The 12,088-nt window shown below is 58.8% G+C and carries 9 protein-coding genes; 4 read left to right on the top strand and 5 right to left on the bottom strand.

Features of this window, described 5'->3' with window-relative positions:
* Positions 1 to 109: 109 nt before the first annotated feature.
* From G5306_RS06820 to G5306_RS06810, 3 genes are read right to left on the bottom strand one after another with little or no spacing between them, the layout of a single operon-like run.
* Positions 110 to 1,231, bottom strand: coding sequence for a beta-ketoacyl-ACP synthase III (locus G5306_RS06820; protein ID WP_421312612.1), 1,122 nt, complete (start codon positions 1,229 to 1,231; stop codon positions 110 to 112).
* 54 nt (positions 1,232 to 1,285) lie between these two features.
* Complete coding sequence (locus G5306_RS06815) at positions 1,286 to 2,449, bottom strand: vWA domain-containing protein (RefSeq protein ID WP_421312611.1); 1,164 nt, start codon at positions 2,447 to 2,449, stop codon at positions 1,286 to 1,288.
* Positions 2,450 to 2,452: 3 nt separating this feature from the next.
* On the bottom strand, positions 2,453 to 3,295 hold the full coding sequence (locus G5306_RS06810) for an AAA family ATPase (RefSeq protein WP_216978327.1): 843 nt from the start codon (positions 3,293 to 3,295) through the stop codon (positions 2,453 to 2,455).
* 159 nt (positions 3,296 to 3,454) lie between these two features.
* On the opposite strand from G5306_RS06810, the gene cysK reads away from it, so the two are divergent.
* From cysK to crr, 4 genes are all read left to right on the top strand, one after another.
* Positions 3,455 to 4,423, top strand: coding sequence for a cysteine synthase A (cysK, locus tag G5306_RS06805; protein WP_005338267.1), 969 nt, complete (start codon positions 3,455 to 3,457; stop codon positions 4,421 to 4,423).
* A 440-nt stretch (positions 4,424 to 4,863) separates the two neighbouring features.
* Positions 4,864 to 5,121, top strand: a complete 258-nt coding sequence (locus G5306_RS06800; protein ID WP_005338266.1) for an HPr family phosphocarrier protein — start codon at positions 4,864 to 4,866, stop codon at positions 5,119 to 5,121.
* A 46-nt stretch (positions 5,122 to 5,167) separates the two neighbouring features.
* Positions 5,168 to 6,895: a phosphoenolpyruvate-protein phosphotransferase PtsI gene (gene ptsI / locus G5306_RS06795; RefSeq protein ID WP_216978328.1), complete on the top strand. Its 1,728-nt coding sequence runs from the start codon at positions 5,168 to 5,170 to the stop codon at positions 6,893 to 6,895.
* Between the two features lie 44 nt (positions 6,896 to 6,939).
* The gene (crr, locus tag G5306_RS06790; protein WP_216953167.1) at positions 6,940 to 7,449 is read left to right on the top strand and encodes a PTS glucose transporter subunit IIA; all 510 of its coding nucleotides are present in this window, start codon (positions 6,940 to 6,942) and stop codon (positions 7,447 to 7,449) included.
* 99 nt (positions 7,450 to 7,548) lie between these two features.
* On the opposite strand, the gene G5306_RS06785 is transcribed toward crr, so the two are convergent.
* Positions 7,549 to 8,481: a GGDEF domain-containing protein gene (locus G5306_RS06785; protein WP_266134234.1), complete on the bottom strand. Its 933-nt coding sequence runs from the start codon at positions 8,479 to 8,481 to the stop codon at positions 7,549 to 7,551.
* A gap of 182 nt (positions 8,482 to 8,663) precedes the next feature.
* Positions 8,664 to 11,993 (bottom strand): mechanosensitive channel MscK, encoded by a 3,330-nt coding sequence (mscK, locus tag G5306_RS06780; RefSeq protein WP_128836218.1) that lies wholly within the window; start codon positions 11,991 to 11,993, stop codon positions 8,664 to 8,666.
* Positions 11,994 to 12,088 lie beyond the last annotated feature (95 nt).

Here is a 12,088-nt window from a genome sequence, read left to right as displayed (position 1 = left end):
TGCCCGTTTTCTCCTCTCGTAAGGGTGAACCGAGAGAGGGGCTAGCGGCGAAACAGCGCCAAACCCCAATCAGAGTACAGGGCGCGGGCCACTCTCCCCGCGCACTCTGTTACTGTCGTTGTAGCAGCAGGCTACCGATGGAGTAGCCTGCGCCAAAGGAGCACAGTACGCCGCGAGCCCCCGCAGGAAGGTCGCGATTGTACAGATGAAACGCGATGATGGAACCCGCCGAGCTGGTATTACCATAGCTATCGAGAATGACCGGCGCCTCCTGCTGGCTGGCATCGTCGCCCAGCAGCTTGCGGCCGATGAACTGGTTCATGGTGAGGTTGGCCTGATGGAGCCAGAGCCGGCTCAGGGAGTCTGCTGCCCAACCTTGTTCATCGAGCTGGCCGGCAATCTGGTCGCACACCAGTGGCAACACCTCCTTGAACACCTTGCGCCCCTGCTGGCGAAACAGCTTGTCGTCGCCGTAGCGGGTGCGCGGGCTTAGCCGGTTCAAAAAGCCGAAGTTGTTGCGGATGTTGTTGGAGTATTGAGTCACCAGCTTGCTGGCTACCAGTTGCCACGGACTGGCCACCTTGCAATCGGCCTCCCGCTCCAGCAGCACCGCGGTGCAGGCATCGCCGAAGATAAAGTGACTGTCTCTGTCCCGGAAATTGAGGTGCCCCGAGCAGATCTCCGGATTGACCACCAGCGCCACGTTGGCTGTGCCTGCCGCCAGCATGTCTGCGGCTGTCTTGATGCCGAAGGTGGCAGACGAGCAGGCCACGTTCATATCAAAGGCCATGCCGCTCGCCCCCAGATAGTGCTGCAGCTCGATGGCCAGCGCCGGGTAGGGGCGCGGCATGTTGGAAGCGGCCACGATCACCAGGTCGATCTCGCCGGGCTCGCGGCTGGCGGCGATCAGAGCCTGCTCGGCGGCGGCTACTGCCATCTCCACCATGATGGAGGGCATCTCGTCGGGTCGTTCCGCCAGCAGCGGCTGCATGATGTCGGGGTTGAGCACTCCCTCTCGGCTCACCAGATACCGACTCTTGATGCCGGATGCCTTCTCGATGAACTCGCAGCTGGAGTGCTGCTTGGCGGGGAGCTGGCCGGCATCGATGGCGGAGGCGTTCTCCTCGTTGTAGAGATCCACATACTTGTTGAAGGCGGCCACCAGCTCTTCATTGCTGACGGCAAAGGGTGGGGTATAGAGGCCTGAGCCACTGATCACGATAGAGGTCATCTTTGCTCCTCGCCGGGTGCGTTCCCGGCTTGTCGGTTTATAGGGTAGAGAGGGTTACAGCTGGTCGATCGCCGCAGCGAGACCCGCCAGGGTCAGCGGATGCATCCGTCCGCCAACCACGTCATTCATCAGTTTGATGGAGGGATGCCAGAGCCACTCCCGCCGCGGGGTGGGATTGATCCACACCAGTTTGGGAAAGTGCTGCTGCAATCGGGTGAGCCACACCTGACCCGACTCCTCGTTCCACTGCTCGACACTGCCGCCCGGCCAGGTGATCTCGTAGGGGCCCATGGTGGCATCCCCCACCAGGATCACCCGGTAGTCGCTGCCATAGGTGCGCAGCAGCCGCAGGGTATCGAACCGCTCCTCAACGCGGCGCTCGTTATCCTTCCAGACGAAGTCGTAGAGGCAGTTGTGAAAATAGAAGTACTCCAGATGCTTGAACTCGTGGCGCAACGCAGAGAAGAGACGCTGCACCTCGGCCACGTGGGCATCCATGGAGCCCCCCACATCGAAGAAAACCAGCAGCTTCACCCCGTTGTGGCGCTCGGGCCGCAGCTTCACATCGAGCCAGCCCTGGCGGGCCGAACTTTTTATGGTGTCGTCGAGATCCAGCTCGTCGGGATTGCCTTTGCGCACCCAGCGTCTGAGTTTGCGCAGTGCTAACTGGATGGCGCGCTGGCCAAGCGGTGAGTCGTCGCTGAAGTTGCGATAGTGACGGGCCTCCCACACTTTGGCCGCCTTGCCGTGCTGCTTCTCTCCACCCATGCGCACCCCCTCGGGGTGAAAACCGCCATGGCCAAACGGGCTGCTGCCACCGGTCCCTACCCACTTGTTGCCGCCGGCGTGGCGCTCTTTCTGCTCGCTTAAGCGCTGGTTAAGGGTTTCAAGCAGCTTGTCGAGTCCGCCAAGGGATTTGAGCAGCGCCTTCTCCTCTGGGCTCAACAGTCGCTCGAACTCCTTGCGCAGCCACTCCTCGGGCAGGCTTTCCGGCAGCAGGGGGATGGCGTCCAGCCCCTCATAGTATTCGGCGAAGGCGCGATCGAAGCGATCGTAGTGGGCCTCGTCTTTTACCAGCAGGCAGCGGGAGAGTTGGTAGAACTCCTCCATATCGACAGCGACCAGCCGGGCAGCCAGTGCGGCGTGCAAGTCCAGCAGCTCACGCAGGCTGCAGGGGAGCTTGTGGCGGCGCAGATGGGTAAAAAAGTCGATCAGCATGGTTCAGCTGCCGCGCCGGGCCAGAAAGGCGAGCTTCTCGAAGAGATGCAAATCCTGCTCGGTCTTGAGCAGGGCGCCATATAGCGTGGGCACCAGCTTGCCGGGCTCGCGGGCGCGCATCGCCTCGGGGGCGATATCGTCGGCCAAGAGCAGGCGGATCCAGTCCAGCAGCTCCGAGGTGGAGGGTTTCTTGCGCAGCCCCTCTACCTCGCGCAGCTCGAAGAAGAGATCCATTGCCTCGCCAAGCAGGCTCTCCTTGAGGTCGGGGTAGTGGAGTTTGACGATGGCCTGCATCTCGACCTTGTCGGGGAAGCGGATGTAGTGGAAGAAACAGCGGCGCAGGAAGGCGTCCGGCAGCTCTTTCTCATTGTTGGAGGTGATGATGACCACAGGCCGCTGGCGTGCCTTGACTCGCTCGCCTGTCTCGTAGACGTCGAACTCCATCCGATCCAGCTCCAGCAGCAGATCGTTGGGGAATTCGATGTCGGCCTTGTCGATCTCGTCGATCAGCAGCACAGGTCGCTGCTCGGCGCTGAAGGCCTGCCACAGTTTGCCTTTACGAATGTAGTGGCTGATATCGGCCACTCTGGGGTCGCCGAGCTGGGAGTCCCGCAGCCGGGCCACCGCATCATATTCGTAGAGTCCCTGTTGGGCCTTGGTGGTGGACTTGATATGCCAGGCAATCAGGTCTGTGCCGAGATGGTCGGCGACCGCTTCCGCCAGCACCGTCTTGCCGGTGCCCGGCTCCCCTTTGATCAGCAGCGGTTTTTCGAGGGTGATGGCGGCATTGACCGCCATCTTCAATGCATCGGAGGCGAGATACTGGCTGCTTCCTGAAAATCCCATAACGTCGGTTCCTTTGACGATTGGCGCCTGGAGTCAGGGGCCAGAGAGAATAAGCTCTATATGTTGTAATACCATATGGTTATAACGAATAGTCACTTCTCATTCAGAAACCACAGGGTAATCTTGTTTCATCGTCGTAACAAACACAGGGATAGCGCCATGAGCAAAATTTTTGAGGACAACAGCCAGACTATCGGTCACACCCCGCTGGTTCGTCTCAACCGTGTTACCAAAGGTCGCGTGCTGGCCAAGATCGAGAGCCGCAACCCCAGCTTCAGCGTCAAGTGCCGGATCGGTGCCAACCTGATCTGGGATGCCGAGAAGCGCGGCATCCTGACCAAGGGTAAGGAGATCATCGAGCCCACCAGCGGCAACACGGGTATTGCTCTGGCCTTTGTCGCGGCAGCTCGCGGCTATCCTATCACCCTGACCATGCCGGCTACCATGAGCCTGGAGCGCCGCAAGTTGCTCAAGGCGCTCGGTGCCAATCTGGTGCTGACCGAAGGGCCGCTTGGCATGAAGGGGGCCATTGCCAAGGCCAACGAGATCCTCGAATCCGAGCCGGGCAAGTATGTGTTGCTGCAACAGTTTGAAAACCCGGCCAACCCGGAGATCCACGAAAAGACTACCGGCCCCGAGATTTGGGATGCCACTGACGGCGAGGTAGATGTGTTCGTGGCCGGGGTCGGTACCGGCGGCACCATTACCGGTGTCTCCCGCTATCTGAAGCAGACGAAAGGCAAGGCGGTGGTCTCTGTTGCGGTCGAACCGGCGGAGTCGCCGGTCATCAGCCAGAAGCTGGCCGGGGAAGAGATCAAACCGGGCCCCCACAAGATCCAGGGGATCGGCGCCGGCTTTATCCCGGGCAACCTGGACCTCTCCCTTATCGATCGGGTGGAGAAGGTGACCAGCGATGAAGCCATCGAGATGGCCCGTCGCCTGATGGAGGAGGAGGGGATCCTGGCCGGTATCAGTTCCGGTGCTGCGGTGGTGGCAGCCAGCCGTCTTGCCGAGCTGCCGGAATTTGCGGGCAAAACCATTGTGGTCATCCTGCCGAGTGCGGCGGAGCGTTACCTCTCCAGCGCCCTGTTTGCCGGGGTGTTCAGCGAGCAGGAACTGCAGCAGTAACTGATCGGAATCTTTCAAAACAGCGGCGCTCCCAGGAGCGCCGCTTCTTTATGGGCTAGACTCAACCCCTGTTAGTGTCACTTGATCCTTATTTTTTGGGGTAAAATAACAAGTTCCGGAGTGAGAAAAAAAGCAGACATTCCGCTCTAAATCTCATATCCTGTGCGGCGTCACGCGGTGTTTGCTGGCTGGGTATCACAAAGTAACAAAGTGTTATTTTTCGTTATAAAATAATTTCAGGCCAGTCCTGATGCGGCTTGTAGCCCAATAACTGAAAATTGCCAACCAGCGCGCCGATTACTGCACAGAAACTTGACCTGGATTAAACCATTGCGGGTCTGCTTTCGTTACTTTACAACATATCCATACTGACACGGTGGGTCAGGTTGCTTCAAAAACGACCAATCCACCAAAAAATATCAATAATATGGGGTGAAACCATGTACGAGAAGTCTGTTGTTATTACTGCTGAAAACGGCCTGCACACCCGTCCGGCAGCTCAGTTCGTGAAAGAAGCCAAAGAATTCCAAAGCGAGATCACTGTGGTCTCCGGTGGCAAGTCCGCCAGCGCCAAGAGCCTGTTCAAGCTGCAGACCCTGGGCCTGACCAAGGGTACCAACGTAACTATCCAGGCTGATGGCCCGGATGCTCAGCAAGCTGTTGAGAAGCTGGTTGCCCTGATGGACGAGCTGGAGTAATCCAGCTTTAGATTCCTCCCCCACAGTCGTTTTAATAGGAAGGATTATGATATCTGGCATTCTTGCGTCCCCCGGTATCGCATTCGGTAAGGCGCTTCTTCTTAAAGAAGATGAAATCGTTATCAATCAGGGCAAAATCTCTGCTGACCAGATTGATGCCGAGATCAACCGTTTCCTCGAAGCTCGTACCAAGTCAGCTACCCAGCTGGAAGCCATCAAAGAGATGGCCGGTCGCACCTTCGGTGAGGAAAAAGAGGCCATCTTCGAAGGCCACATCATGCTGCTCGAAGATGAGGAGCTGGAAGGGGATATCAAATCCTTCATCAAAGAGAACAAGGCTTCCGCTGACAAAGCCATCTATGAGGTGATCGAACAGTACGCCAAGATGATGGCCGAGCTGGATGACCCTTATCTGCGCGAACGCGCTACTGACTTCCGTGACATCGGTACCCGTCTGGTCAAGAACGTACTGGGCATCGCCGTTGTCAACCTGAGCACCATCGACGAAGAGGTGATCCTGGTCGCCAAAGACCTGACCCCGTCTGAAACCGCTCAAATCAACCTGAAATATGTGCTGGGTTTCGTCACCGACATCGGTGGCCGTACCTCTCACACCTCCATCATGGCCCGCTCCCTGGAGCTGCCGGCCGTGGTAGGCACCAACGACATCACCGAGCGCGTCAAGAACGGTGACATGCTGGTGCTGGATGCGATCAACAACCAGATCATCATCAATCCGACCGCTGAACAGCTGACCGAAGCCAAGAAGTTCCAGGCTCAGTTCCAGGCCGAGAAAGATGAGCTGGCCAAGCTGAAAGATCTGCCTGCCATCACGCTGGATGGTCACCAGGTCGAAGTGTGCGCCAACATCGGTACCGTCAAGGATACCGAAGGTGCCATCCGTAATGGCGCCGAAGGCGTGGGTCTGTACCGTACCGAGTTCCTGTTCATGGACCGTGACGCGCTGCCGACCGAAGACGAGCAGTTCAAAGCCTACAAAGAAGTGGCCGAAGCGATGCCGGATCAGCCGATCATCGTGCGTACCATGGACATTGGCGGCGACAAAGAGCTGCCGTACATGAATTTCCCGAAAGAGATGAACCCCTTCCTGGGCTGGCGTGCCGTGCGTATTTTCTTCGACCGCGAAGACATCATGCACGCTCAGCTGCGGGCCATTCTGCGTGCGTCTGCCTTCGGCAAACTGCGCATCATGTTCCCGATGATCATCTCTGTCGAAGAGTTCCGTAGCCTGAAAGCTACCGTGGAGACGCTGAAAGCCGAACTGCGTGCTGAAGGCAAAGCCTTTGATGAATCCATCGAAGTGGGTATCATGATCGAGACCCCGGCCGCTGCCGTGATGGCTCATCATCTGGCCAAGGAAGTGGATTTCTTCAGTATCGGTACCAACGACCTGACCCAGTACACCCTGGCTGTCGATCGCGGTAACGAGATGATCTCCGCTATGTACAACCCGCTGTCACCCTCCGTCCTGACCCTGATCAAGATGGTTATCGATGCTTCCCACGCCGAAGGCAAGTGGACCGGTATGTGTGGTGAATTGGCTGGTGACGAGCGCGCCACCCTGCTGCTGCTGGGTATGGGTCTGGATGAGTTCTCCATGAGCGCCATCTCTGTACCGCGTATCAAGAAGCTTATCCGCAACACCAGCTTCGAAGATGTGAAGGCAATGGCTGACCAGGCATTGAGCTTTGCCACCGCTGCTGAAATCGAAGCGTGCGTAGATAACTTTATCAAGCAGAAGGCAGTCTGCTAAGATCGGCTGCAAACAGCGACAAATCATCTTTAGGAGCTTTTACTATGGGTCTGTTCGACAAACTGAAGAAACTGGTGTCCGACGATAGCGCTGATACCGGCGGCATCGAAATCTTTGCTCCGCTGTCTGGCGAAATCGTGCCGATCGAAGATGTGCCTGACGTTGTCTTCGCCGAGAAGATCGTGGGTGACGGCATCGCCATCAAGCCGGCTGGCAACAAGATGGTTGCTCCGTGCGACGGCACCATCGGCAAAATCTTCGAGACCAACCATGCGTTCTCTCTGGAGTCCGACTCTGGTATCGAGCTGTTCGTTCACTTCGGTATCGACACCGTTGAACTGAAAGGCGAAGGCTTCAAGCGTATCGCTCAGGAAGGCCAGCAGGTCAAGCGCGGTGACACCATCATCGAATTCGATCTGGCCGTTCTGGAAGCAAAAGCCAAATCTACCCTGACTCCGGTGGTCATCTCCAACATGGACGAGATCAAAGAGCTGGTGAAGATGACTGGTGCCGTGACTGTGGGCGAGACTCCGGTTATCCGCATCAAGAAGTAATGGTCGGCTGGCCTATGCCAGTTGCCGCAGTAAAAAACCGAAGCCTGGTGCTTCGGTTTTTTTATGGTTGCGTGCGAGCTTCCCTTTCTGGCTATCAGGCTATTGTGCCGACATGACCACCCGGTTACGTCCCTGCTCCTTCGCCTGATAAAGGGCTCGGTCTGCCATCATCAGCAGATAGTCGATGCTCTCCTGACCCTTCATGCCGGCACACCCCAGACTGATGGTTAGCGCGATCTGTTCTCCTTGCCATGGCAAGCGGGTGGTACTGACATGCTGGCGCAGTTGCTCGGCACGTTGTGCCGCCTGCTCAATGCTGCAGTCTGGCAGGATCAACAGAAACTCCTCTCCACCCCAACGGGCCAGGCTTTCCCCGGGCAACAACTGGCCCGCCATGGCATGGGCGACGGCGCAGAGTGCGGCATCGCCCGCAGGATGGCCGTAGCGGTCGTTGACCTGCTTGAAATGGTCGATATCTCCCAACACCACCGAGAGGGGCTGGCCCTGCAACCAGAGAGCCTGCAGCTGTTGCTGGGCGCCACGCCGGTTGGTCAGTTCGGTGAGGGGATCGGTGCAGGAGAGGCGGCTCACCTCTTCTACCATGCATTGCAGGTCGTGGATATCGCGAAAGGTGACGATATGGCTATCCGGGATGGCATCTGCCCCCAGCTGGGCGGTGACGATAAACCAGCGAGAGTGGCCACTCTTGCATCGGATCAGCGCCGGCATCTCGGCGACCTCCAGTCCATGGTGCAGGCTCTGCTCTATCTGGTTATGCCAGGCCTGAATTACCGAGTTGCGATAGCTCTCATCGGGATAGGCGAGGTGAAACCAGCTCTCCATGTCCGGCAGATCCTGCAGCTCATAGCCCAGCTGTTCGCGAAAGGCCCTGTTGAGGAAGAGATGGCGACGCAGGGGGATCCGGTCGGGTGACATATGACCCTGGCTGGCTGTCGACTCGGACACCAGGATTGGGAGCGGGATCACATCAAAGGAGCGAAACAGAATGTGCTCTAGTTGTTGGTCATCCATGGGCGAAAACGCGGCTCCCTGCTCTCCCGTTCGTCAGCCTACATTAGGTGAGAGACCGCAGCGGGTAAACTCATTTATCACTCTCCGGCGGTTGCCTGAGTGGACGGTCGTGGCAACGGGAACATAAAAAAGCCGCTCACCTGGGTGAGCGGCTGTTGTCATCAGATCAGTGCAGTTCGCTATCAGGCTGGCTGCTTGCCATCTTCCGCGGGAGGTGGCAGAGCGGCGGAGTTGGACTCCACCTTCTGCTCTTCGCCCTGCATGTTCTTGATGTAGACATCCATCTGGTTGAAGGCGATCTCGATGCCGTTCTCGCGGAACAGCTGGTCGATCTTGCGGTTCAACTCGTCTACCGCCGGGTTGCGATCACCCAGTTCGCTCACGAAGAAGCGCAGCTCGTGATCCAGCGTGCTGGCGCCAAAGGTGAGGAAGTAGACGATGGGAGCCGGGTCTTTCAGCACGCGGCTGTTTTCGTCGGCCGCCTGCTTGAGCAGGGTGCGGGTCAGCTCGAGATCCGAGCCATACGCCACGCCCACCCGTACGATCACCCGGGTGACGGTGTCACTCAGCGACCAGTTGATGAGCCGTTCTGTCATCAGCTGCTGGTTGGGGATGATCACCTCTTTGCGGTCGAAGTCGGTCAGGGTGGTGGCGCGAATGCGGATCCGCGAGACGGTACCGGAGAAGGAGCCGATGGTGACGGTGTCACCGATCCGCACCGGACGCTCGAACAGGATGATGATGCCGGAGACGAAGTTGGAAAGAATTTCCTTCATGCCGAAACCGATACCGACTGACAGACCACCCGCTACCCACTGCAGCTTGTCCCACTGTACGCCCATCATGGAGAGAGCGGTGAGGGAGCCAAAGCCGATCAGCACGTAGTTGAGCATGGTAGTGATGGCGTAGGCGGTCCCCTGAGCCAGGTTGAGCTTGGAGAGCACCAGCACCTCCAGCAAGCCGGGCAGGTTGCGCGCCAGTGACCAGGCACCGCCGAGCAGCAGGAAGCCGATCAGCACGTCACTCAGGCTGATGGGGAACAGCACGGCGTTGGCGCCGGTGCCTTCACTGCGGTGCCACAGCACCATGCTGTCGAGGTAGGAGAAGACCGCGACCAGATCGGACCAGAGCCAGTAGAAGGCGACACCGAAGATCAGCATCAGCACGGTACGGGTCAGACGCAGGGATTGCTGGCTGACATCCTCCAGGTCCATGGGCTGCTCTTCGATGGACTCGCCACCTTCCGCATCTTCCGAAGATTTGTGCTCACGCTTGGCCACCGCTCGGCGGTAGGCCAGACGACGGGCAGCCAGCTCCAGACCACGCAGGGCGGTGCGGTAGACCAAGCTCCAGATGATGATGAGGTAGAAGGATTCGATCAGGCGACCGGTCAGCTTCAGCGCGGTGTAGTAGTAACCGAGCACAGCCAGCACGATCAGCGCCACCGGCGCCAGCGCCAGGGCGATGGCGATCAGCGACTTCTGCATGCTCGCCTCGCCCTTGATGCGGGCGCGGGAGATGGGGAACACCAGATAGGCGGCCAGCCCCAGCAGGGTCAGGGTCATGGCCTGGCCGATCACGTCGTTGCCCAGGGTGGAGGGTTCAACCACCGCCTTGGTTGCGAGCATGATGAGCGGCAGCAGTGGTAACCAGATGTAGCGCATGCTGTTGCGCTTGGCCTGCAGCTCCGCTTTCGGGATCCGGAAGTGGGTTTCGGCGATGCCGCCCGGGCGCATCACCGCCAGATAGACGCTGAATACCAGATAGCCGAGGGCAAGGTTCAGGGTGATCTGGAACATCAGCTTGGGACTGAGCAGACCGCAGTAGGTGAGCAGCAGACCGCCAGCCAGAATGAACATGCTGCCCGGCAGGCGTTGCAGCACGGTATAGAGCAGGGCGCGCGGGGTGTGCCACTGGCTGTCCTGACGGAAACGGCCAAGGTCCTTGGTGATCTTCTTCTCGCGCTCAACCAGCGCCGGACGTTTCCAGACCAGCAGGCCGCCGATCAGCAGCAGCGGGAAGGCAAGCAGGGAGATCCCCAGCAGCTCTTCGCGCCAGCGTTTCCAGTCCGGTTTCAATACCCAGTCGGAGGCCTGTTTGTAGGCCTGGGCGGGCCAGCTGATAAACCACTTGCTGTCGATGGGCTTGTTGCTGCTTACCCAGAAGATGTGTTGCTGCAGGGTAAATTCGATAGAGGCATAGACCCGCGCCAGCTGCTGCTGGGTCAGCTGCAGGCTGATGGCGTTGGTAAGCTGGCTGTCGAGTTGGCGGTTGAGCTGATCGAGCAGATTGATGCGGGTATCGAGCAGCTTGGCAAGGTTCTCCTTGTCCTCCTCGCTGACCGGATCCTTGCTGCCGGCGATCAGATTGTCCAGATAGAGGTTCTTCTGGAACAGCTGGTCACGCTGCTGGCTCAGTTCAAACTGGGCCAGATGCAGATCGGCGATCTGCTCTTCCAGGTTTTTGACGGCGATGGTGGGCGCCGCTTCCAGCTGCTGGTAGAGCTGATAGAGGATGCGTGACAGCAGCAGATTGCCCTTGAGCATCTGCACCTGTTCATTGAGGTTGCGCTCGGTCTGGATGCCGCGCTCCAGCCAGCTCTTGGCTTGCAGGTTTTTCTGGACCAGCGAGTTGAGGCTGGTGGTGGCACCGATCAGCTGCTGGCTGAGCTGGTGGTTGAGCTCCTGCTCTTTTTGCACCAGCGGGCTGTCTTCGGTCGCCACCAGTTCACCGGTCTGCTCGGCGGTTTTTTCGGTGTCGCCGAGGCGCTTGGCGCTGCTCTGATCCTGCAACAGCTGCAGTTTCTGCTCTTCGCTGGCGAGACGGGCACTCTGGTAGTCGCGCTGCTTGATCGCCAGATCTTGCATGCTGGTACGGTTATCCAGCTCCTTTTGCAGGTGGGCCAGTTGCAGGTCGAGCAGGGCCAGCTCGGCACCGAGCTTCATCTTCTCGGCGCTGGAGACGCTTTCACCGGCGTTGAGGCGGGTACGGATCTCCTGACTGCGCTGGTAGGCGCGGCTCATGCTGGCCTGGGCGCGCTCCGGCAGGGTCTGCAAGCTGGTGAGCTGGCTGCCGATGGCGCCGAGGGCCTCCTGGGCCGCCTGCATGTTGGCCAGCACTTCCGGCTGACGGCTGTCGAGCTCTGCCAGACTCATGCTGGCGTATTCGCTCTTGATCTGCTCGGCACTCTTGCCCTTGGTCAGGGCATCGAGCTTGGCACTGATCTCTCTGAGTTCGGTGGGCAGGTTGCGGATCCGCTGGGCCTGGGTCTTGGCCTTCGCCTCTTCCTTGTCGATGCTGTCGAGCAGACCGAGGGTTTCGGTCAGCAACTTCTGATCCGCTTGCTGACTGACGGTCAGGGTCTCTGATTTACCCAGACCATCCAGCGCTCGCTGAACTGCGTTGCGAGAGGGGACATCTTGCGCCATGGCTTGCGGCACGCAGAGGCTGGCAAGGAGACAGAGCAGCGGCAACAGGGTGGCCGAGACTCTTTTAAAACGTATTGAGGGCATATAACTTCCGGGTTATTACGCGATATTCGGGAGATTTCCCGCATAGATTAAATTCGCGTGGATTCTAACACCGGGCTTGTCAGGTAAGCAGGGGG

It is taken from the genome of Aeromonas sp. 603404 (assembly GCF_049171775.1).
GTDB lineage: Bacteria > Pseudomonadota > Gammaproteobacteria > Enterobacterales > Aeromonadaceae > Aeromonas > Aeromonas veronii_A.
The sequence above is the reverse complement of the archived record's forward strand: the minus strand, read 5'-3'. Positions and strand labels throughout refer to the sequence as shown.

Excerpts from the sequence above, each read along its gene's own strand:
- cysK (WP_005338267.1), top strand. The coding sequence starts at position 3,455 with ATGAGCAAAATTTTTGAGGACAACAGCCAGACTATCGGTCACACCCCG.
- mscK (WP_128836218.1), bottom strand. The coding sequence starts at position 11,993 with ATGCCCTCAATACGTTTTAAAAGAGTCTCGGCCACCCTGTTGCCGCTG.
- ptsI (WP_216978328.1), top strand. The coding sequence starts at position 5,168 with ATGATATCTGGCATTCTTGCGTCCCCCGGTATCGCATTCGGTAAGGCG.
- crr (WP_216953167.1), top strand. The coding sequence starts at position 6,940 with ATGGGTCTGTTCGACAAACTGAAGAAACTGGTGTCCGACGATAGCGCT.
- G5306_RS06800 (WP_005338266.1), top strand. The coding sequence starts at position 4,864 with ATGTACGAGAAGTCTGTTGTTATTACTGCTGAAAACGGCCTGCACACC.
- G5306_RS06810 (WP_216978327.1), bottom strand. The coding sequence starts at position 3,295 with ATGGGATTTTCAGGAAGCAGCCAGTATCTCGCCTCCGATGCATTGAAG.
- G5306_RS06785 (WP_266134234.1), bottom strand. The coding sequence starts at position 8,481 with ATGGATGACCAACAACTAGAGCACATTCTGTTTCGCTCCTTTGATGTG.
- G5306_RS06815 (WP_421312611.1), bottom strand. The coding sequence starts at position 2,449 with ATGCTGATCGACTTTTTTACCCATCTGCGCCGCCACAAGCTCCCCTGC.
- G5306_RS06820 (WP_421312612.1), bottom strand. The coding sequence starts at position 1,231 with ATGACCTCTATCGTGATCAGTGGCTCAGGCCTCTATACCCCACCCTTT.